The 21,354-nt window shown below is 68.7% G+C and carries 22 protein-coding genes; 16 read left to right on the forward strand and 6 right to left on the reverse strand.

Going from position 1 to position 21,354, the window contains the following annotated elements; all coding sequences use genetic code 11:
* Positions 1-72 precede the first annotated feature (72 nt).
* Together BUB20358_RS23320 and BUB20358_RS23325 are read right to left on the reverse strand one after the other, a co-directional pair.
* The gene (locus tag BUB20358_RS23320; RefSeq protein ID WP_035972016.1) at positions 73-465 is read right to left on the reverse strand and encodes a methylglyoxal synthase; all 393 of its coding nucleotides are present in this window, start codon (positions 463-465) and stop codon (positions 73-75) included.
* Between the two features lie 60 nt (positions 466-525).
* Positions 526-1,305 (reverse strand): SDR family oxidoreductase, encoded by a 780-nt coding sequence (locus BUB20358_RS23325; RefSeq protein ID WP_035972013.1) that lies wholly within the window; start codon positions 1,303-1,305, stop codon positions 526-528.
* Between the two features lie 211 nt (positions 1,306-1,516).
* Here BUB20358_RS23325 and upp point away from each other — a divergent pair, with 211 nt between their 5' ends.
* From upp to BUB20358_RS23390, 13 genes are all read left to right on the forward strand, one after another.
* Positions 1,517-2,167: a uracil phosphoribosyltransferase gene (gene upp / locus BUB20358_RS23330; RefSeq protein WP_006763797.1), complete on the forward strand. Its 651-nt coding sequence runs from the start codon at positions 1,517-1,519 to the stop codon at positions 2,165-2,167.
* Between the two features lie 228 nt (positions 2,168-2,395).
* The gene (locus tag BUB20358_RS23335; protein WP_006763795.1) at positions 2,396-3,124 is read left to right on the forward strand and encodes a YebC/PmpR family DNA-binding transcriptional regulator; all 729 of its coding nucleotides are present in this window, start codon (positions 2,396-2,398) and stop codon (positions 3,122-3,124) included.
* Positions 3,125-3,225: 101 nt separating this feature from the next.
* A complete protein-coding gene (purD, locus tag BUB20358_RS23340) occupies positions 3,226-4,506 on the forward strand; it encodes a phosphoribosylamine--glycine ligase (protein WP_006763794.1) in 1,281 nt (426 codons plus the stop codon).
* Positions 4,507-4,624: 118 nt separating this feature from the next.
* On the forward strand, positions 4,625-5,548 hold the full coding sequence (gene hemF / locus BUB20358_RS23345) for an oxygen-dependent coproporphyrinogen oxidase (protein ID WP_035972008.1): 924 nt from the start codon (positions 4,625-4,627) through the stop codon (positions 5,546-5,548).
* Between the two features lie 94 nt (positions 5,549-5,642).
* A complete protein-coding gene (locus BUB20358_RS23350) occupies positions 5,643-6,299 on the forward strand; it encodes a nicotinate-nucleotide adenylyltransferase (RefSeq protein WP_375136213.1) in 657 nt (218 codons plus the stop codon).
* 4 nt (positions 6,300-6,303) lie between these two features.
* On the forward strand, positions 6,304-6,753 hold the full coding sequence (gene rsfS / locus BUB20358_RS23355) for a ribosome silencing factor (protein WP_035972004.1): 450 nt from the start codon (positions 6,304-6,306) through the stop codon (positions 6,751-6,753).
* A gap of 9 nt (positions 6,754-6,762) precedes the next feature.
* Positions 6,763-7,233, forward strand: coding sequence for a 23S rRNA (pseudouridine(1915)-N(3))-methyltransferase RlmH (gene rlmH / locus BUB20358_RS23360; protein ID WP_006763790.1), 471 nt, complete (start codon positions 6,763-6,765; stop codon positions 7,231-7,233).
* 52 nt (positions 7,234-7,285) lie between these two features.
* Positions 7,286-7,918 carry a Maf family protein gene (locus BUB20358_RS23365; RefSeq protein ID WP_035972002.1) on the forward strand — a complete coding sequence of 211 codons (633 nt, stop codon included), beginning with the start codon at positions 7,286-7,288 and terminating at the stop codon, positions 7,916-7,918.
* A gap of 8 nt (positions 7,919-7,926) precedes the next feature.
* Positions 7,927-9,396, forward strand: a complete 1,470-nt coding sequence (gene rng, locus BUB20358_RS23370) for a ribonuclease G (RefSeq protein ID WP_035972000.1) — start codon at positions 7,927-7,929, stop codon at positions 9,394-9,396.
* Positions 9,397-9,515: 119 nt separating this feature from the next.
* Positions 9,516-9,851 (forward strand): YggL 50S ribosome-binding family protein, encoded by a 336-nt coding sequence (locus BUB20358_RS23375; RefSeq protein ID WP_035971999.1) that lies wholly within the window; start codon positions 9,516-9,518, stop codon positions 9,849-9,851.
* Between the two features lie 401 nt (positions 9,852-10,252).
* Positions 10,253-11,218: a PRC-barrel domain-containing protein gene (locus BUB20358_RS23380; RefSeq protein ID WP_035971996.1), complete on the forward strand. Its 966-nt coding sequence runs from the start codon at positions 10,253-10,255 to the stop codon at positions 11,216-11,218.
* Positions 11,215-12,474, forward strand: coding sequence for an MFS transporter (locus tag BUB20358_RS23385; RefSeq protein WP_035971994.1), 1,260 nt, complete (start codon positions 11,215-11,217; stop codon positions 12,472-12,474). Before BUB20358_RS23380 ends, BUB20358_RS23385 begins: the two co-directional genes overlap by 4 nt.
* 36 nt (positions 12,475-12,510) lie before the next feature.
* Positions 12,511-13,077, forward strand: a complete 567-nt coding sequence (locus tag BUB20358_RS23390) for an FUSC family protein (RefSeq protein ID WP_006763787.1) — start codon at positions 12,511-12,513, stop codon at positions 13,075-13,077.
* Between the two features lie 49 nt (positions 13,078-13,126).
* On the opposite strand, the gene BUB20358_RS23395 is transcribed toward BUB20358_RS23390, so the two are convergent.
* Both BUB20358_RS23395 and msbA read right to left on the reverse strand, forming a co-directional pair.
* Positions 13,127-13,507: an RcnB family protein gene (locus BUB20358_RS23395; RefSeq protein WP_006763786.1), complete on the reverse strand. Its 381-nt coding sequence runs from the start codon at positions 13,505-13,507 to the stop codon at positions 13,127-13,129.
* Positions 13,508-13,591: 84 nt separating this feature from the next.
* Positions 13,592-15,343 carry a lipid A export permease/ATP-binding protein MsbA gene (msbA, locus tag BUB20358_RS23400; RefSeq protein ID WP_035971992.1) on the reverse strand — a complete coding sequence of 584 codons (1,752 nt, stop codon included), beginning with the start codon at positions 15,341-15,343 and terminating at the stop codon, positions 13,592-13,594.
* Between the two features lie 224 nt (positions 15,344-15,567).
* Here msbA and BUB20358_RS23405 point away from each other — a divergent pair, with 224 nt between their 5' ends.
* The 3 genes from BUB20358_RS23405 (at position 15,568) to BUB20358_RS23415 (ending at position 18,704) form a co-directional block, all read left to right on the forward strand.
* Positions 15,568-16,320 carry a glycosyltransferase family 2 protein gene (locus tag BUB20358_RS23405; protein WP_006763784.1) on the forward strand — a complete coding sequence of 251 codons (753 nt, stop codon included), beginning with the start codon at positions 15,568-15,570 and terminating at the stop codon, positions 16,318-16,320.
* 128 nt (positions 16,321-16,448) lie between these two features.
* On the forward strand, positions 16,449-17,291 hold the full coding sequence (locus BUB20358_RS23410) for a glycosyltransferase family 2 protein (RefSeq protein ID WP_035971990.1): 843 nt from the start codon (positions 16,449-16,451) through the stop codon (positions 17,289-17,291).
* Between the two features lie 132 nt (positions 17,292-17,423).
* Positions 17,424-18,704: an O-antigen ligase family protein gene (locus BUB20358_RS23415; protein WP_035971988.1), complete on the forward strand. Its 1,281-nt coding sequence runs from the start codon at positions 17,424-17,426 to the stop codon at positions 18,702-18,704.
* 69 nt (positions 18,705-18,773) lie between these two features.
* Here BUB20358_RS23415 and BUB20358_RS23420 read toward each other — a convergent pair whose 3' ends face one another.
* Complete coding sequence (locus tag BUB20358_RS23420) at positions 18,774-19,952, reverse strand: glycosyltransferase family 9 protein (RefSeq protein WP_006763781.1); 1,179 nt, start codon at positions 19,950-19,952, stop codon at positions 18,774-18,776.
* Between the two features lie 138 nt (positions 19,953-20,090).
* The gene (locus tag BUB20358_RS23425) at positions 20,091-21,179 is read right to left on the reverse strand and encodes a glycosyltransferase family 9 protein (RefSeq protein ID WP_006763780.1); all 1,089 of its coding nucleotides are present in this window, start codon (positions 21,177-21,179) and stop codon (positions 20,091-20,093) included.
* Between the last annotated feature and the right edge of the window lie 175 nt (positions 21,180-21,354).

The raw sequence follows: 21,354 nt of genomic DNA on the forward strand, positions 1-21,354 counted from the left end.
TGCTGATGTCTCCCGTTCCGTTGACGTCAACATGCTACGTGAACATAGATCAGTTAACAACGGAACGGGACACTAGCAAACGTCCTGCATGTTCCGAGCCAGATCGTCGAGCAGCATCCGCGCGGTCGCGACGTTGGTCGCGACCGGCACGTTGTGCACGTCGCACGCGCGCACGAGCGCGGTGATGTCGGGGTCGTGCGGCTGCGCGGTCATCGGGTCGCGCAGGAACACGACGATGTCGACGCGGCCGTCGGCGAGCTCGGCGCCGATCTGCAGGTCGCCGCCGAGCGGGCCGGACAGCTTGCGCTCGACGTCGAGCCCGTGCGCGGCCGCGATGCGGCCGCCGGTCGTGCCCGTCGCGACCAGCCGGCATTGCGCGAGCGTCGCGCGATATTGGCCCGCGAGCGCGACGATCTCGTCCTTCTTCGCGTCGTGCGCAATCAGTGCGATGCGGGGTTTGCTCATTTCTCCAGTTCCTTTGTCGTTCGGTCGTTGTCGTCGAATTCGTTGTCGCCGGCGCGGCAATCAGAACGTGCCCGGATACGCGCCGCCGTCGAGCAGCCAGTTCTGCCCGGTGATGTAGCCCGCGTGCACGCTGCACAGGAACGCGCACGCGGCGCCGAATTCGTCGCGCGTGCCGAGGCGCCCGGCCGGAATCTCCTTCGCACGCCGCGCGCGCATCTCGTCGACGCTGACGCCGTTCGCGTTCGCCGCAGCCGCGAGCGTCGTCGCGATGCGGTCGGTGTCGAACAGCCCCGGCAGCAGGTTGTTGATCGTCACGCCGTGCGGCGCGACCTTGCGCGCGAGACCGGCGACGAAACCGGTCAGCCCCGAGCGCGCGCCGTTCGACAGCGCGAGCACGTCGATCGGCGCCTTCACGGCCGAGCTCGTGATGTTGACGATCCGGCCGAAGCCGCGCGCGATCATGCCGTCGACGGTCGCGCGAATCAGCTCGATCGGCGTCAGCATGTTCGCTTCGAGCGCGCGGATCCAGTCGTCGTGCGAGAAGTCGCGGAAATCGCCGGGCGGCGGGCCGCCCGCATTCGTCACGAGAATGTCCGGCTGCGGGCATGCGGCGAGCGCCGCGGCGCGGCCGTCCGGCGTCGTGATGTCGCATGCGACCGCGGTCACCGACACGTTCGCTTGCGCGCGGATTTCGTCCGCGGTGCGTTCGAGCGTCGAGCGCGTGCGCGCGACGATCACGACATTCACGCCTTCGGCGGCCAGCGCCTGCGCGCAGCCGCGCCCGAGCCCCTTGCTCGCCGCGCACACCAGCGCGGTCTTTCCTGCGATGCCGAGATCCATCGTCGATTTCCCTCTGTGGCGACGCGCGCCCGCGCGGCTCCGTCGCCGCCTGCGGCGGGAACGGCCGCGCACGGCGCGCCGGTTGACTTGAGACGCCGATAATATCCGGATCGACAAGCGCGCCTTGGTAAAATTGCGTCCATGCGCGCGCGGCGGCTCGTCACTGCCCGCCCCGTCCCGATCCTCTTTTGCCGCCAAGGCGCTCCCCGTCATGAAACAGGACAGCCGTTTCCCGAATCTCTTCATCCTCGATCACCCGCTGATTCAGCACAAGCTCACGCACATGCGCGACAAGGACACGTCGACGCGCACGTTCCGCGAGCTGCTGCGCGAGATCACGCTGCTGATGGGCTACGAGATCACCCGCAACCTGCCGATCACGACCAAGCGGGTCGAAACCCCGCTCGTCGAGATCGACGCGCCGGTGATCGCGGGCAAGAAGCTCGCGATCGTGCCGGTGCTGCGCGCGGGCGTCGGGATGTCGGACGGCTTGCTCGATCTGGTCCCGTCCGCGCGCGTCGGCCACATCGGCGTCTATCGCGCGGACGATCACCGGCCCGTCGAGTATCTGGTGCGGCTGCCGGACCTCGACGACCGGATCTTCATTCTGTGCGACCCGATGGTCGCGACCGGCTACTCGGCCGTGCACGCGGTCGACGTGCTCAAGCGCCGCAACGTGCCGGCCGCGAACATCATGTTCGTCGCGCTCGTCGCCGCGCCGGAAGGCGTGCAGGTGTTCCAGGACGCGCATCCGGACGTGAAGCTGTACGTCGCGTCGCTCGACTCGCACCTGAACGAGCACGCGTACATCGTGCCGGGCCTCGGCGACGCGGGCGACCGGCTGTTCGGCACGAAGAACTGACGCCGCCGCGCGTGCGCGGCGCGCGCGGTCGAGCCGCAGCGCGCGCCGCGACGGCCTTCCGGCCGTTCGGCCAGGCGCTGCAGCGCCGAACGGACGAACGCCGCGTGATAAAATCACGCTCCACTCGATACGCGCGGTCTCGCGGCTTCACGCCCGCCGAAACGGCCGCCGATTCAACGACACATTGGCACAATCGCCCGCGCGGCACGCCCGGGCACGGAGAAAGGTATGGCTGGTCACTCGAAATGGGCCAACATCAAGCATAAGAAGGCAGCGGCCGACGCGAAGCGCGGCAAGATCTGGACGCGCCTGATCAAGGAAATCCAGGTGGCGGCCCGTCTCGGCGGCGGCGACGTCAGCTCGAATCCGCGCCTGCGTCTCGCGGTCGACAAGGCCGCCGACGCGAACATGCCGAAGGACAACGTGAAGCGCGCGATCGATCGCGGCGTCGGCGGCGCGGACGGCGCGAACTACGAGGAAATCCGCTACGAAGGCTACGGCATCGGCGGCGCGGCGATCATCGTCGACACGCTGACCGACAACCGCACGCGCACGGTCGCCGAGGTGCGTCACGCGTTCTCGAAGTTCGGCGGCAACATGGGCACCGACGGCTCGGTCGCGTTCATGTTCGATCACGTCGGCCAGTTCCTGTTCGCGCCCGGCACGTCGGAAGACGCGCTGATGGAAGCGGCGCTCGAAGCCGGTGCGAACGACGTGAGCACGAACGACGACGGCTCGATCGAAGTGCTGTGCGACTGGCAGGAATTCTCGAAGGTGAAGGACGCGCTCGAGGCCGCCGGCTTCAAGGCCGAACTCGCCGAAGTGACGATGAAGCCGCAGAACGAAGTCGAATTCACCGGCGACGATGCGGCGAAGATGCAGAAGCTCCTGGACGCGCTCGAGAACCTCGACGACGTGCAGGAGGTGTACACGAACGCCGTCATCGTCGAGGAATGAGTTGCCGGCCGCCGTGCTCGTGTCACGGCGGCCCGACCGGTTTCGCGGCCGGCGCGCCTGAGCGTGCCGGCCGCCCTGTTTTCTAGTCTGCGGGGAATCCCATGAAACTACTCGTCGTCGGTTCCGGCGGCCGCGAACATGCGCTGGCGTGGAAGCTTGCGCAGTCGCCGCGCGTCCAGATGGTCTACGTCGCGCCGGGCAACGGCGGCACGGCGCAGGACGAGCGTCTGAAGAACGTCGACATCACGTCGCTCGACGCGCTCGCCGATTTCGCGGAAAGCGAAGGCGTCGCGTTCACGCTCGTCGGCCCGGAAGCGCCGCTCGCGGCCGGCATCGTCAACCTGTTCCGCGCGCGCGGGCTGAAGATCTTCGGCCCGACGCGCGAAGCCGCGCAGCTCGAGAGCTCGAAGGATTTCGCGAAGGCGTTCATGAAGCGCCACGGCATTCCGACCGCCGACTACGAGACCTTCTCCGACGCGGCGGCCGCGCATGCGTACATCGACGCGAAAGGCGCGCCGATCGTCGTGAAGGCCGACGGCCTCGCGGCCGGCAAGGGCGTCGTCGTCGCGACGACGCTCGAAGAAGCGCACGCGGCCGTCGACATGATGCTGTCGGGCAACAAGCTCGGCGACGCCGGCGCACGCGTCGTGATCGAGGAATTCCTCGACGGCGAGGAAGCGAGCTTCATCGTGATGGTCGACGGCAAGCACGCGCTCGCGCTCGCATCGAGCCAGGACCACAAGCGCCTGCTCGACGAGGACCGCGGCCCGAACACCGGCGGAATGGGCGCGTATTCGCCGGCGCCGATCGTCACGCCGCAGATGCACGCGCGCGTGATGCGCGAAATCATCATGCCGACCGTGCGCGGGATGGAGAAGGACGGCATCCGCTTCACCGGCTTCCTGTATGCGGGCCTGATGATCGACAAGGAAGGCAATCCGCGCACGCTCGAGTTCAACTGCCGGATGGGCGACCCCGAAACGCAGCCGATCATGGCCCGCCTGAAGAGCGACTTCTCGAAGGTCGTCGAGCAGGCGATCGCGGGCACGCTCGATACGGTCGAGCTCGACTGGGACCGCCGCACCGCGCTCGGCGTCGTGCTCGCCGCGCACGGCTATCCGGACGCGCCGCGCAAGGGCGACCGCATCAACGGCATCCCGGCCGAGACCGAGCAGGCGGTGACGTTCCACGCGGGCACGACGCTCGTCGACGGCGACAAGCTCGTCACGGCGGGCGGCCGCGTGCTGTGCGTGGTCGGCCTTGCCGATTCCGTGCGCGAAGCGCAGCAGCATGCGTACGACACGATCAACCAGATCAACTTCGAAGGCATGCAGTACCGCCGCGACATCGGTTTTCGCGCGCTGAACCGCAAAAGCGCGTGACGCCGCCATCGCCGCATGCGCGCCGACGCGCGGCGGCCGCTCTGCCGGGGTTCGCTAGAATGCCCGGCAGAGGCCTTTTTTACGGCTCCCGCCGCCGGCGGGAGCGCCCAGTCAAGCCATGACCGATTCGACCTACGACGTAGCGCGCGTGCGCACGTACCTCCAGGCCCTGCAGACACGGATCGCCGACGCGCTCGGCGCGCTGGACGGCACGCCGCTCGCGACCGACGCGTGGCAGCGCGGCCCGGCCGAGCGCCTGCGCGGCGGCGGCTGCACGCGCATTCTCGAAGACGGCCGCGTGTTCGAACGCGCGGGGATCGGCTTTTCGGACGTTGCCGGCGACGCGCTGCCGCCGTCGGCGAGCGCCGCGCGCCCGGAGCTTGCCGGCCGCGGCTTCGAGGCGCTCGGCGTGTCGCTGGTGCTGCACCCACGCAATCCGTACTGCCCGACCGTGCACATGAACGTGCGGATGCTGATCGCGACCAAGCCGGGCGAGAAGCCCGTGTTCTGGTTCGGCGGCGGGATGGATCTGACACCGGTTTACGGCTTCGAGGACGACGCGCGACACTTCCACCGGACCTGCAAGGACGCACTCGATCCGTTCGGCGCGGCGCTCTATCCTCGCTTCAAGAAGTGGTGCGACGAGTATTTCTTCCTGAAGCACCGCAACGAGATGCGCGGCGTCGGCGGCATCTTCTTCGACGACTTCTCCGAGCCCGGATTCGAACGCGCGTTCGAGATGATGCAAAGCGTCGGCGACGCGTTCCTGCCCGCGTACCTGCCGATCGTCGAGCGCCGCGCCGGGCTGCCGTACGGCGAGCGCGAACGCGATTTCCAGGCGTACCGCCGCGGCCGCTACGTCGAATTCAACCTCGTGTTCGACCGCGGCACGCTGTTCGGGCTGCAAAGCGGCGGCCGGACCGAGTCGATCCTGATGTCGATGCCGCCGGTCGCGAACTGGCGCTATAACTGGCAACCGGAGCCCGGTTCGCCGGAAGCGCGTCTGTACAGCGACTTCATCGTGCCGCGCGACTGGGTCTGACCCGCCGCGCCGCTACTTCACGAAAAGGACCGTTTCTCTGGACACCACCGCCCGCCCCGCCCTGCTGCCGCGCCCGCTGTCACGTCGCATCGGCCTGCTGGGCGGCACGTTCGACCCGATTCACGACGGCCATCTCGCGCTCGCGCGCCGCTTCGCCGACGTGCTCGGCCTGACCGAGCTCGTGCTGCTGCCGGCCGGGCAGCCGTACCAGAAGCGCGACGTGTCGGCCGCCGAGCATCGGCTCGCGATGACGCGCGCGGCCGCCGCTTCGCTGTCGCTGCCCGGCACGACCGTGACCGTCGCGACCGACGAGATCGAGCACGAAGGGCCGACCTACACGGTCGACACGCTGTCGCGCTGGCGCGCGCGCATCGGCGCCGATGCATCGCTGTCGCTGCTGATCGGCGCCGATCAGCTCGTGCGGCTCGACACGTGGCGCGACTGGCGCAAGCTGTTCGATCACGCGCACATCTGCGCGTCGACGCGCCCGGGCTTCGATCTCGGCGCGGCGTCGCCCGAAGTCGCGCAGGTGATCGCCGCGCGGCAAGCCGGCGCGGACGTGCTGAAGTCGACGCCGAGCGGCCGTCTGCTGATCGATACGACGCTCGCGTACGACGTCGCCGCGACCGACATCCGCGCGCATCTGCGCGAATGCATCGCCCGCCACGCGCAAATGCCCGACGCGTCGGCCGAACATGTGCCGGCCGCCGTCTGGGCCTATATTCTTCAACATCGCCTCTACCACCCCTGATTCCATGGATATCCGCAAACTGCAGCGCGTGATCGTCGACGCTCTCGAAGACATCAAGGCGCAAGACATCAAGGTGTTCAACACCAGCCACCTGACCGAGCTGTTCGACCGCGTGATCGTCGCGTCGGGCACGTCGAACCGCCAGACCAAGGCGCTCGCGTCGAACGTGCGCGACAAGGTCAAGGAAGCCGGCGGCGACGTCGTCAGCTCCGAAGGCGAGGACACCGGCGAATGGGTGCTCGTCGACTGCGGCGACGCGGTCGTGCACATCCTGCAGCCGGCGCTGCGCCAGTACTACAACCTCGAGGAAATCTGGGGCGACAAGCCGGTGCGGATCAAGCTCGGCGGCGGCAAGGGCGCGAACGGCGCAGCGGCCGACGTCGAAGACGAAGACGACGACGAAGAAGCGGCGCCCGCGCGTGCGCCGCGCAAGACGACTGCCCGCCGCCGTTAAGCCGTTCCGATGAAGCTTTACATCGTCGCGGTCGGCCACAAGATGCCGGGCTGGATCGCGTCCGGCTTCGACGAATACGCGAAGCGGATGCCGCCCGAGCTGCGCATCGAGCTGCGCGAAATCAAGCCCGAACTGCGTTCGGGCAGCCGCAGCGCCGAAAGCGTGATGGCGGCCGAGCGGCAGAAGATCGACGCCGCGCTGCCGAAGGGCGCGCGCATCGTCGCGCTCGACGAACGCGGCCGCGACTGGACCACGATGCAGCTCGCGCACGCGCTGCCCGGCTGGCAGCAGGACGGCCGCGACGTCGCATTCATGATCGGCGGCGCCGACGGGCTCGATCCGGAACTCAAAGCGCGTGCCGACCTGCTGCTGCGCATCTCGAGCATGACGCTGCCGCACGGGATGGTGCGCGTGCTGCTCGCCGAACAGCTTTACCGGGCGTGGAGCATCACGCAGAATCATCCCTATCACCGCGCATGACGCGTCGTCCTCGTGACGCGCGCCCGGCGCGCTCAACGAGATAACGACACCGATGCCGTCCAGCCCGTCCCCCGCCCTTTTCCCGACCCTTTACCTCGCTTCGCAAAGCCCGCGCCGCCAGGAACTGCTGCAGCAGATCGGCGTACGCTTCGAACTGCTGCTGCCGCGCGCCGACGAAGATGCCGAAGCGCTCGAAGCCGAACTGCCCGGCGAAGCCGCCGACGCGTACGTGCGCCGCGTGACCGGCGCGAAAGCCGAAGCCGCGCGCTCGCGCCTCGTCGCGAGCGGCAAGCCCGCCGCGCCGGTGCTCGTCGCCGACACGACCGTGACGATCGACGGCGCGATCCTCGGCAAGCCGGCCGACGCCGACGACGCGCTCGCGATGCTGCTGCGCCTTGCCGGCCGCGAGCACGACGTGCTGACCGCGGTCGCCGTGGTCGGCGCCGACGGCGCGCTGCTGCCGCCCGCGCTGTCGCGCTCGTCGGTACGTTTCGCGGCCGCGCCGCGCGCCGCGTTCGAGCGCTACGTCGCCACCGGCGAGCCGTTCGGCAAGGCCGGCGCATACGCGATCCAGGGCCGCGCGGCCGAGTTCGTCGAGCGGATCGACGGTTCCCATTCGGGTATCATGGGTCTGCCCCTTTTTGAGACCGCCGCGCTGCTGCGCACCGCGCGCGTCGCCTTCTGAACCGCACCATGAACGAAGAAATCCTGATCAACATCACGCCGCAGGAAACGCGCGTCGCACTCGTGCAGCAAGGTGCGGTGCAGGAGCTTCACGTCGAGCGCACGCTGTCGCGCGGCCGCGTCGGCAACATCTATCTCGGCAAGGTCGTGCGCGTGCTGCCCGGCATGCAGTCGGCGTTCATCGACATCGGCCTCGAGCGCGCGGCGTTCCTGCACGTCGCCGACATCTGGCAGCCGCGCGTCGCCGGCGAGCCGCAGTCGAACGCGCCGCACCAGCCGATCGAGAAGACCGTGTTCGAAGGTCAGACGCTGATGGTCCAGGTGATCAAGGATCCAATCGGCACGAAGGGCGCGCGCCTGTCGACGCAGGTCAGCATCGCGGGCCGCACGCTCGTCTATCTGCCGCAGGAGCCGCACATCGGCATCTCGCAGAAGATCGAGAGCGAAGCCGAACGCGAAGCCGTGCGCGCGCGCCTGACCGCCGTGATCCCGCCGGACGAGAAAGGCGGCTACATCGTGCGCACGATCGCCGAGGACGCGACGTCCGACGAACTGGCCGGCGACGTCGCGTATCTGCGCAAGACGTGGGCGACGATCGTCGCGCAGGCGCAGCGGCTGCCGGCGACGAGCCTGCTGTACCAGGATCTCGACCTCGCGCAGCGCGTGCTGCGCGATTTCGCGAACGACGACACGACGCGCATCCAGGTCGACTCGCGCGAGACGTACCAGCGCCTCGCGGAATTCGCGGCCGAGTTCACGCCGGCCGTGAGCCCGAAGCTGCACCACTACACCGGCGAGCGGCCGCTGTTCGACCTGTACAACATCGAGACGGAGATCCAGCGCGCGTTGTCGCGCCGCGTCGATCTGAAATCGGGCGGCTACCTGATGATCGACCAGACCGAAGCGATGACGACGATCGACGTGAACACCGGCGGCTACGTCGGCGCACGCAATTTCGACGACACGATCTTCAAGACCAACCTCGAGGCCGCGCACACGATCGCGCGGCAGCTGCGGCTGCGCAACCTCGGCGGGATCATCATCATCGACTTCATCGACATGGAGAACGCCGAGCATCGCGACGCGGTGCTGTCCGAGCTGAAGAAGGCGCTGTCGCGCGATCGCACGCGCGTGACGGTCAACGGCTTCTCGCAGCTCGGACTCGTCGAGATGACGCGCAAGCGCACGCGCGAATCGCTCGCGCACGTGCTGTGCGAGCCGTGTCCGACCTGCCAGGGCAAGGGTCAGGTGAAGACGTCGCGCACCGTGTGCTACGACATCCTGCGCGAGATCCTGCGCGAGTCGCGCCAGTTCAACCCGCGCGAATTCCGCGTGATCGCCGCGCAGCAGGTGATCGACCTGTTCCTCGACGAGGAATCGCAGCATCTGGCGATGCTGATCGACTTCATCGGCAAGCCGGTGTCGCTGCAGGTCGAATCGAACCTGAGCCAGGAGCAGTACGATATCGTGCTGATGTAACGCATTCCGTCCGTGCGCCGCCGGCAACGCCGCGCGGCGCTTCGATACGGCGAGCGCGCTGCCCCCGCATTCCGCGCCGCCTCCTTTCCTTCCCCCCTTTTTGATCTTCATCACGCACCATGAGCCAACGCCACAACCGTCGCCAGCGCAAGAAACTGCATATCGGCGAGTTTCAGGAACTCGCGTTCAACGCGACCGCGCAATACCGCAACGAATTGTCCGACCTCGAGCGCGGGCAGCTGATCGATGCGTTCATCGACTTCGTCGAAGCGAACGGGCTGCTGACCGTCGCGTCCGCCGACGAAGGGATCGGCGCGTACGTGATCTCCGGCGCGCCGCGCGGCACGACGACCGATGCCGATCGCGAAGCCGTGCGCGCATGGCTCGCCGCGCGGCCCGAGCTGACCGACGTGAAGGTCGGCGAATTCACCGACGCGTGGTATCCGGACGCCTGACGTTCCGATTTCTCGTTCGGCGCGCGACGTCGGCCGGTCGTCGCGGCGGAGCCGAGCCGCCGCATCGGCGCGCGTCGCTTCACGCGATCCGGCGGCGAGCGCGGGCGACCGGCATCTGCGAATCGGCCGCACGCCGGTCGCGTCTCCTTCGCGCGACACCCGCGCGATGACGCGGCCCGCAGGCCGCGGGCACGATCGGCGCCGAGGCCGAAGCCGCAGCGGCATACCGCCCGCCATCGTCCGCTCCCCACTCCCCCGCCACCGCCGGCCCGCAGTCGCAGAAACCGGTCCTGAAAGGAAGACACGTTAAACTCTCACCTCGCGTGGTGCGCCGCCCGCACCCGCCATCCATCGCCAGCCGCGTGCCTCCGGGCCCGCCCCGACCCATGGAGTGAGTGTCAATGAGCGGCGGACGCCCGTTTCCCGCATCCCGCATGTCGCACCCGTCGTCGACGGTCTTCGTGATTCTCGCAGCCGCCGTGCTGCTGTCCGGCTGCGGGCTGCTGCCGACCCAGTATCCGCCCGCGCCGATCAGCGAGGCGCTCGTCGAGCCCGTCGGAGAAACGGCCGGCGAGCCGCTGACGATGCCGCCCGTGCCGCCGCCCGTGCAGCCGGAAGAACCCGAAGCGCCGAAAAAGCCGCACCGCGAAGCGACGCGGCCGAAGCCCGTGCAGCGCCCCGAAGCGCCGACACCGCCGCCGCCTCCGCCGCCCCCGCTCGTCGCGACGCGCCCGATCGACCGCACGCAGATTCACGCGCTGCTCGACAGCGAAGTCGCGCGCCGCAACGGCAAGGTGATCGGCCGTGCGGTCGACATGGTCGTCGATGCGGGCGGCAAGCCGCGCGAGATGATCGTGAACCTGCAGGGTTTCATGGGTGTCGGCGATCGCAAGGTCAGCTTTCCGTGGAACGTGTTCCGCTTCACGCCGGGCGGCAAGCAGGAGCCGATCGTGCTCGACGTGCCGTCCGGCGACTTGCCGCCCGCCGCGCGACCGAAGGCCGTGCCGCTGTCCGGTTCGGCTGCGGCGTCGCCGGCGACGCGGCTGCCGATGCTCGACAGCGAAGTCGAGCGCCCGAACGGCACGAAGATCGGCCGCGTCGTCGACGTGCTGATCGACCGCGGCGCGCAGCCGCAGGCCGTCGTGCTCGACCTCGGCGGGCTCGTCAATACCGACCGCCGCTCGATCGCCGCGAGCTGGAACGCGCTGCGCTTCGTCACGCGCGACAAGGCGCTGCATCCGCAGCTCGACCTGAACGACGCGCAGATCAAGGCGTCGCCGCCGTACGCGGCCGACAAGCCGATCGTCGTGGTTTCGCCGCCGGCCGCCGCCGCTGCGCCGGCTTCGTCTGCGAGTGCCGCCCGATGACGATCAAGCATTCCGTCAGCGTTCGCAGCCTGCGCGCCCTCGACTGGCTCAACTTCTTCGTTGCGAACGTCCAGACCGGCTTCGGGCCGTTCATCGCGTCGTACCTCGCGTCGCACAAGTGGACGCAGGGCGAGATCGGCATGGTGCTGTCGATCGGCACGATCAGCGCGATGGTCAGCCAGGTGCCGGGCGGCGCGGCCGTCGATGCGCTGAAGAACAAGAAAGGCGCGGCCGCGTGGGCGATCGCGGCGATCATCCTGTCCGCGGTGCTGCTCGCGTCGAGCCCGACGATCGTGCCGGTAATCGCCGCGGAAATCTTCCACGGCTTCGCGAGCTGCATGCTCGTGCCGGCGATGGCCGCGATCTCGTTCTCGCTCGTCGGCCGAGCCGATCTCGGCGACCGGCTCGGCCGCAACGCGCGCTGGGCGTCGATCGGCAGCGCGGTCGCCGCCGGCCTGATGGGGCTCACCGGCCAGTACTTCTCCGCGCGCGCGGTGTTCTGGCTGACCGCGGTGCTCGCATTGCCCGCGCTGTTCGCGCTCGCGATGATCCAGCCGACGCACGAGGTGATTCCGCAATCGTCGAAACACGACGATCGCGACGAAGGCGAAGAGCGCGAAACGCTGCTCGAACTGCTGCGCGATCGCCGGATGCTGACCTTCGCCGCGTGCATCGTGCTGTTCCACCTGTCGAACGCGGCGATGCTCAACCTCGCGGCCGGCGAAGTGACGGCCGGGATGGGCGACAACGTGCAGCTCGTCATCGCGGCGTGCATCATCGTGCCGCAGGCGATCGTCGCGATGCTGTCGCCGTGGGTCGGGCGTTCCGCGCAGCGCTGGGGGCGTCGGCCGATCCTGCTGCTCGGTTTCTCCGCGCTGCCGGTGCGCGCGCTGCTGTTCGCCGGCGTCAGCAGCCCGTATCTGCTCGTGCCGGTCCAGATGCTCGACGGCATCAGCGCGGCCGTGTTCGGCGTGATGCTGCCGCTGATCGCGGCCGACGTCGCGGGCGGCAAGGGACGCTACAACCTGTGCATCGGACTCTTCGGACTCGCGGCCGGGATCGGCGCGACGCTCAGCACGGCCGTGGCCGGCTACGTCGCCGATCACTTCGGCAATGCGATCAGCTTCTTCGGCTTGGCGGCCGCCGGCGCGCTCGCGGTGCTGCTCGTCTGGCTCGCGATGCCGGAAACGCGCGTCGGCAACGGCGACGTGCTCGCCGGCGAGCCGGCCGCGACGTCGCCCGAACAGGCGCATTGACGCCGGCGCGCCGCCCTGCTCGATGGTGGACCGACGATGGATACGATCAGAACCCTCAACGAAGCGCGCCAGCAGATCCAGCAGTCGATCTTCGAACTGTTCAAGGGGCTGTCGTTTCGCGAACGGCTCGCGCAAGGCGCGCTGATGGCGTTCCAGGCGGTGTGCGGCGCATGCGTCGCGTATGCGATCGGGCGCGCGCTGCATACCGAGCAGGCCGTGTGGGCCGCAATTACCGCGATCGCGGTCACGCAGCACAACTACTCGGACACGATGTCGCTGGCGCGCGACCAGTTCGTCGGCGCGATGGTCGGCGGCGTGCTCGGCTTCGCGGGCGCCGCGCTCGGCGGCGACCGGCTCGTCGCGTACGCGATCACGGTCGCCGTCGTGATCGTCTGCTGCTGGTGCCTGAACGTCGGCAGCGCGGCGCGGCTCGGCGGCGTCACCGCGACGATCGTGCTGCTGTTTCCGGGCAACGGCCCGCTGTGGGACATTCCGCTGATGCGGCTCGCCGAAGTGACGCTCGGCACCGTATGCGCGCTCGGTGTGTGCTGGGCGATGTCGCAGCTCGAACGCCGCTGGCGCCGCCGCGCGGCGGCAAGGTGAGCGGCGCCGCGCGTGCGCGCGGCAGCCGGACGGTCGGAAGTCGGGAAAGTTACGGGCCGACGCGCAGCACGATGCCCGAGCCGATCTGCACGAGCAGATAGTCGCCACCGACGCCGACCCAGTGATAGCCGCGCGGCGGCGGGCTCAGCCGATAGCCGCGCCAGTCGTCGACCACGTATTGGCGATCGCGGAATTCGGGCGGCAGACGGTCGCCTTTGTGCCAGTCGCGGCGAGGCTGGTCGGCCCAGCGGGGTGGGATGTCGTCGCGATGCATCGCATGCCCCGGCGGAATGTGCTTCGGCCCGTGTCCGCGCTGCATGCCGCGGTTGCCGTGATCGTCGTCGTGGCCGCGGCCCTGCGCGAGCGCCGCCTGCGCGGCGAAACCCGCGGCGATCGATGCGGCCAGCATCATTGCGTACGCCTTCTTCATCGTCCTTCCCTCCGTGTCGTCACGTCGAACAAGAAACGCCAGGACTGCCCGCGCAACACTAGCACACCGCGCCGACGGCGCGCGTCACGCCGCCTGCTGCTGGTACTGGATCCGATGAAGGTGCGCGTAGAGGCCGCCGTGGCGCAGCAGGTCGTCGTGACTGCCCTCTTCGACGATCCGGCCGGCTTCGAGCACCAGGATGCGGTCCGCACGCTCAATCGTCGACAGCCGATGCGCGATCACGAGCGTCGTGCGGCCCTCCATCAGCCGCTCGAGCGCCGCCTGCACGTGGCGCTCCGATTCCGAATCGAGCGCGGACGTCGCCTCGTCGAGAATCAGGATCGGCGCGTCCTTGTAGATCGCACGCGCGATCGCGAGCCGCTGCCGCTGGCCGCCCGACAGCCGCATCCCGTTGCCGCCGACGAGCGTGTCGAGCCCGTCCGGCATCGCGGCGACCGCATCGGCGAGATTCGCCGCCTCGAGCGCGGCCTGGACGCGCGCGCGATCGGGCGTCTGTCCGTATGCGACGTTCGCGGCGATCGTGTCGTTGAACAGCACGACGTCCTGGCTCACCATCGCCATCTGGCTGCGCAGCGCATGAATGTCGTACTCGGCCACCGGCACGCCGTCGAGCAGGATCGCGCCGCCCGTCGGATCGAAGAAGCGCGGCAGCAGATTCACGAGCGTCGTCTTGCCGCTGCCCGACGGACCGGCAAGTGCGATCATCTCGCCCGGCGCGACCTTGAACGAAATGCGGTCGAGCGTCGGCCGCTCGGCTGCGCCGTAGTCGAACGACACGTCGCGGAATTCGATCTCGCCGCGCGCGTGTGCGAGCGGCCGGCCGCCGCCCTGCGGCTCGGCCGGCTCGTCGATCAGACCGAAGATCAGCTCCGCCGCCGTCATTCCGCGCTGCAGCGGCTGGTTGACGTCGATCAGATGCTTGAGCGGCGAGATCACGAGCAGCATCGACGTGACGAACGCGACGAAGCCGCCGACCGTCGTCTGGTCGTTCGACGACTGCACGACCGCGATCGTGATCACGACCGCGAGCGCGATCGACGCAAGGAACTGCGTGAGCGGCTGCGCGAGGCCGCCGGAGATCGTCATGCGCATCGCGTAGCCGCGCAGGCGCTTGCTCATCGCGGTGAAACGATCCATTTCATACGTCTCGCCGTTGTGCACCTTGACGACCTTGTAGCCGCCGACCGTCTCCTCGACGATGTACGACAGTTCGTTGGTGAGCGTCTGGTGCTCGCGGTTCAGACGGCGCAGCCGGCGGTTGATCTTGCTGACGAGCCAGCCGATGCCGGGCAGGATCACCGCGACGATCAACGTGAGGCGCCAGTTCAGGTAGAACAGGTAGCCGAGCAGGAACATCACCGTCAGCGAATCGCGCACGAGCGTGACCATCACGCCCGTCAGCACCGACAGGATCTGGTTGACCTCGAACACGATCGCGTTGATCACCGTGCTCGCGGTTTCGCGCTGGAAGAACGACGCGCTCGTGTGGATCATCCGCCGGAACATTTCGAGCCGCAATTGCAGCAGGATCCGGTTCGACACGTAATTGAGCAGGTAATTGGACGTGTACTGCGACACGCCGCGCACGAGCGCGAGGCCGATGACGGCGATCGGCACGTACCATTTCGCGCGATCGCTGCCGTGCGAACCGAAACCGTGGTCGAGGAGCGGCTTGAGCAGTGCGGGAATCCCGGCTTCGGTCGCCGCGACGACGCCCATCGTGACGATCGCCAGCAGCACGATGCCGATGAGCGGCCGGATGTACGGCCACAGGCGCTTGAGGACCGTGATCGGCGACGTGCCCGTGCCGTCCATCGGTTTGCGAAGAGTGTTCTGGGTTTCCAAGGCAATCCTTCTTGAGCCGCGACGCGGCGCCCCGAGCATCGCCGCCCGGGATTTCGCCCCCGTCGGGCGGGTGCCGAAAGGGCCCAACATTATAGCCGTACGCCCTGCGCCGACGCGGCCGCGGCGATTCGGCCCGCGGCCGGGCCGCGGGTATACTGCCGCTCACCGTTTTCTCCGCGTTTCCGACCCACTTCATGTCTGAACCCACCCTCGGCGTCGCGCTCATCGCGCTCAACGCGTCCGCGCGGCTTGCGCAGTGCCTCGACGCGCTGACGTTCGCCGACGACGTCGTCGTGATCGACGGCGGCAGCACCGACGACACCGTCGCGATCGCACGCGCGCATGGCGCACGCGTGATCGTCGAGCGGGACTGGCCGGGCTTCGGCCCGCAAAAGAACCGCGCGCTCGATGCGCTTGCGACCGACTGGATCCTGTCGGTCGACACCGACGAAGTCGTCAGCCCGGAGCTCGCGCAGTCGATCCGCGACGCGATCCGCGCGCCGGCCGCCGACGTCTATGCGCTCGACCGGCTGTCGAGTTTCTGCGGCCAATGGATTCGTCACAGCGGCTGGTATCCGGATTGGGTGCCGCGCCTGTTCCGGCGCGGCGCCGCGCGTTTCTCGGACGATCTCGTCCACGAGCGCCTCGTGTTCGACACGCATGCGCAGCGCCTGACCGGCAAGCTGCTGCACTACTCGTACGAGGACTTCGAAACCGTCGTGCGCAAGCTCGACGCGTATTCGACCGCCGGCGCGCGCCAGCGCCGCGCGGCCGGCCAGCGCGGCGGCCTCGGCAAGGCGCTCGCGCGCGGCACATGGGCGTTCGTGCGCACGTACGTGCTGAGGCGCGGGTTCCTCGATGGGCGCGCCGGCTTCATGATCGCCGTGTTCAATGCGGAGACGGTCTACTACCGTTTCCTGAAGCTCGGCCACGAGCCGGCCCGCTGACCGCGCACCGCCGATGCGCGGCGGGCGCGCTGCCCGGCGTTACAATGCCGGCCTGCCGCACGCCATGCGCGCGCCCTGGCGGCCGCGCGTCGCGCCGCCCGCTACGACGACTACCGAATCGGACCGCCATGTTCTCCATCATCATCCCGACCTGGAACAATCTGCCGTACCTCAAGCTCGTCGTCGACAGCCTGCGCCGCCACTCCGCGTACGCACACCAGATCATCGTGCACGTGAACGACGGTTCGGACGGCACGCTCGACTGGGTACGCAGCGAGGGCATCGAGCACACCGCGTCGCCGACCAACATCGGCATCTGTCACGCGGTGAATCTGGCGGCCGCACGCGCGACGCGCGACTACGTCGTCTACATGAACGACGACATGTTCTGCTGCCCAGGCTGGGACGCCGCGCTCGTGCGCCACATCGAGCGGATGCCGACCGACCTCTTCATGCTGTCCGGCACGATGATCGAGCCGGTCGACACGCGCAATCCGTGCGTGGTCGTCAGCGATTTCGGCCGCGACGCCGAACACTTCGACGCGGCCGGTCTCGTCGCCGCCGCGCCGCGGCTCGCGCGGGCGGACTGGCTCGGCGCGACGTGGCCGCCGACGCTCGTGCACCGCGACTGGTGGAACCGCATCGGCGGCTACAGCAGCGAACTGTCGCCGGGGATGAGCAGCGACAACGACTTCTCGATGAAATTCTGGGATGCCGGCTGCCGGATCTTCATCGGCGTCGGCGACAGCCTCGTCTACCACTTCCAGCAAAAGAGCACGGGAAAGATCGTCAAGAACGACGGCCGCCGCCAGTTCCTCAACAAGTGGGGAATGACGCAGGCGACGTTCGACCGCTACTACCTGCACCGCGGCGAGCCGGCCGGCACGCGCGTCGTGCTCGAGACGCCCGCCGTCGAGGGGCGGCTCAAGCGCGCGCTGCTGCGCTCGCGGCTCAAGCGCGCGTTCGGCTGATCGAGCCCTCGAAACCGCGCGGACGCCGATCGCGCTTCGCGTATACTGCGCGGTTTGTCCCGGGCAGTCAGTCCGGCGCGCGGTGCTCGGCGCGCAGCCCGGATGCCGCCCTCGTCCACCCGACAGGTTCCGATGCTTTCGTTTACCGCCCCCGCTACGCGCCGCCTGACCGCGGCCCGCGCATTCGCCGTCGTCGCGCTGTGCATGGTTCCCGTGTCGACCGCGCTGACCAATGTCTTCTGCGGGCTGTTCGCCGCGGCGCTGTTGATCTCGCCGGAATTCTGGCGCGATCTGCGCTCGCTCGTCACCGAACCCGCGTCGCTGGCTGCGCTGCTGATCCTCGCCGCGCTGGCTGCGAGCGTCGTCTATACGGTCGCGCCGCACGGCAAGGCATGGAACTGGGTGGCCAAGTACGACAAGCTGCTGCTGCTGCCCTTCGCGATGCTCGCGTTCCGCGATTCGAACTGGGCGCCGATCGTGCGGCGCTGCTGGTTCGGCACGCTGTGCGTGATCCTGCTGCTGTCGACCACCAACTACTTCGGATTGACGTCGATCGGGCCCGCGCATGGGACCGTGATGCCGCTTTCCCGCGCATGGGTGTTCAAGAACCACATCGCGGCCGGCATGTTCGGCGCGCTGCTGTTCTATCAGGCGGCCGACCTCGCGCTGTCGGCCCGTACCACGCTGCCGCGTGCGCTGTATGCGGGCGTCGCCGCATGGTCGCTCGTCAACGTGTTCGTGATGCTGCAGGGACGTACGGGGCAGGTCATCGCGCTGCTGCTGATTCTCGTCGTGGCCGTGCGTTTCGTGCTGCTGCTGCGCCGGCAGTCGGCGCTGCGCGCGGGGCTCGCGGCCGGCGCGTTCGTGCTGGCCGGCATCGCGCTGGTCGTCGCCGCTTGCACGATCCACGACGGGCGGCTCGTGAAGGTCGTATCGGAAGTGCAGCAGTATCGGCAAAGCGATGCGGCGACGTCCACCGGCCTGCGCCTCGAGTGGTACAAGAAGGGGCTCGAGCTGTACCGCACGCGCCCGGTGATCGGCTACGGCGCGGGCGGCCTCGAGTTCGAATTCCAGAAGCTCGCGGCCGGCAAGACCGCCGCCGAAGGACAGCTCACGTCGAACCCGCATAACGAATACATGCTGATGGCCGTCCAGCTCGGCACGGTCGGCGTGCTGCTGTTCGCGAACCTGATCGTGCAGATCGCGCGCGGCAGCCGCACGCTCGATCCGCGCTCCCGACATCTGCTGCTCGGATGGCTCGCGATCTTCGCGATCGGCAGCCTCGCGAACTCGCTGCTGCTCGATTTCGCCGAAGGACACTTGCTGGTGCTGCTCGCCGGTATCCTGCTCGGCTGCGGCAAGTCCAGCGAGACGCCGCCGCGCGAGACGTCGGCGATTCGGCGCAGCGTGTAATACCGCATCGCGGCCGGCAACGCGGCCGCAATGCCGCCGCGTTCACCGGCAGCCCGCGCACCGAGCGCGTCAGTCGGAGCCGGACCGATGCAGACGCGACGTGTCGATCGCGATCGCTGTGGTGTCCGGCCGGCTCAGCCCCAGCATGTCGGCCGCCGCAGCCTTCACACGTTGCGTGCCGAGGTTCGTCAGGCAGTCGCTGCGGCTGTCGACATGGCGTTCGCAGCCCTCGTGTCGACACGGCACGCAATCGCCGTTGCCCTGAAGCAGCCAGACGTTACCGTGCCGCGCCGATCCACGCAGCGGCCACGGATTCTCCGTTGCAGGCCAGTGCTGCGGCCACGGCCCCCAACGTACCGGATCGGACGGACCGAACAACGCGATCGTATCGGTTCCCGTCGCGGCCGCGACGTGCGTGGCGCCGGTGTCGGGGCCGATGAACAACCGCGCGCGCCGCACGAGCTCGGCGCTCTCGCCGAACGTGAGGCGACCGACCAGATTCAGCACGTCGCCGCCGGCCTCCGCCGCCACCTGTTCCGCATACTCGCGCTCGCGGTCGGCAGGACCGCCGGACAGCGCAACCGCGAAGCCCTGCTCGCGCAGCCAGCGGACCATCTCGACCCAGCCGTCGAGCCGCCATTGCTTGTAGCGGAACATCGGATACGGATGGAGAACGACGAGCGGCTTGCCGTCGCGAATCGCCGGCGACTCGGCGAGCCAGCCGTCGAAGCGCGCGCGCCGTGCCGGATCGTTGCCGATGCCCGGCGCGACGACTTCCGAGACGGGCTCGATGCCGATTGCCGAAGCGAGCGCAAGCGTGCTGACGACCGTGTGGGCGGTCTCGTGGTGATTGATCGCGATCCCGTTCAGCATCATGCGCGTCAGCCACGTGACGCGATTCGGATCGACGAGGCCGACCCGTCGACGCCCCGCGAACCAGCTGTAGAAGCGCGGCCGGTCCGAACTCAGCGCCGCGCACGCGAGATCGTAGCGGCGCCAGATCGACAGCGCGTCGCGCAGACGCTCGCGCAATCCCGCCCGTTGCGCGACGACAATCACGCGCCGCACGTCGGGATTGTGCTCGAGTACGCCCTCGGTGCCGCGAAATACGAGCATGTCGATCTCGGCGTCCGGCCAGTGCGCCTTCAGCGAGCGCACGAGCGGCGTCGTCAGCAGCACGTCGCCGATGCGGCGCGGCGCGGCGACGAGAATGGTTCTGGGCGGGCGGACAAGAGAAAACGGGGCCACGTGAATCGATCCGTCTGGCGGGCTGGACAAGGCTGGCAATGTACAGGATTTTGCTGCCGCCGGCGCGACAGGGCGCGGCGTGCGACTGCGCTCGTGCGCACAGCCTTACCCTGTTGCCGGTGCCGAAGGCCCGCGGCGTTATGAAGCGATCGCGTCGACAGTCGGCGCCGTATGCGCGACGCCCGTGGCCGGCATCGCGTCGGCCGGCGGCACGCCGCGCGCGCCGGCTTGCGTCAGCAGATGACGTACGGCGCGCTCGACCGCGTCGACGTCGATGGTGTCGACGACGGGGCCGGCCCGCAGAATCACGTGCGGCACGCCGAGCGGATGCCAGCGCAGATATTTCTCGGGACGATTCTCGAACAGCGCGGCGACCGGCACGCCGAGCGCCGACCCCAGATGCACCGGTGCGCTGTCAGCCGATACGATCGTGTCGAGCAGGCTCGCGGCCGCCATCAAATCCTCGACCGACGACGGGCTGACATGCCGCGCATCCACGTCGGGCCACGCATCGCGATCGTCCGCACGGGAAATCGCCGGATCGCGAAACACGATCACGTCGGCGGACGCGGCGAGACGCGCGGCAAGCTCGCGCCAACGCGGCATCGGCCAGCGCCGCTCGGCGGCCTTGTTCGACACGAACAGTCCGACGCGCGGCCGGATGCGCGGCCCGAGCAGGCGATACCACGCCTCCTGGAGCCCGCGATCGGGATAGGCCGACAACGCGAGGCCGTCGATGTCGGTGCGGCCGAGCTCGGGAACGAGACGGAACCCGGACAACGCTTCGTGGCACATCGGCCGCGTCGCGACATGATCGGGATTGCGATCGTCGAATTCGGTATCGGCGTCGTGCCACCGGCAGTCCTTCACGCCGAGTTGCCGTGCGAACTGGATGCTGCTGCGGTGCATGCCGCCGTTCGGCACGACGACGAGGTCGAATCGCAGGCGGCGCAACTGCTGGACGAGGCGCAGCCGGTCTAACAATGCGCGTACTCGGCCCGGACGGTCGTTGCGCTCGCACTGGCGGCTATAAACGTACGTATGGATCGCGTCGACGTCCGGATTGCCGGCCAGCGCGGCCGCATTGTAGCGATTTGCGACCACATGCAGCTCCGCAGCCGGCCAGCGCGCTTTCAGTGCGCTGAGAAATGCCGTCGTACACAGCATGTCGCCCAGAAAATCAATCCGGATCACCAGGATCCGCCCCGTCGGCTTCCCGTTCGCCATTGTTGTTTTCCGACTGTTCGTTATTTATCGTCGCGTACCGGCAGGGGCACGTTCGCCGTGACGGTCCGGTCGCACGCGGTCGCGCCGCGACGACTCGCGGCGTTCGCCGCGCCGCCGTCGCGCGCTGCGAATTGTATAGCGGCCGGATGACGGCCCCAAGCACCGGCGGCACGAT

Source organism: Burkholderia dolosa (genome assembly GCF_902499135.1).
Classification (GTDB): domain Bacteria; phylum Pseudomonadota; class Gammaproteobacteria; order Burkholderiales; family Burkholderiaceae; genus Burkholderia; species Burkholderia dolosa.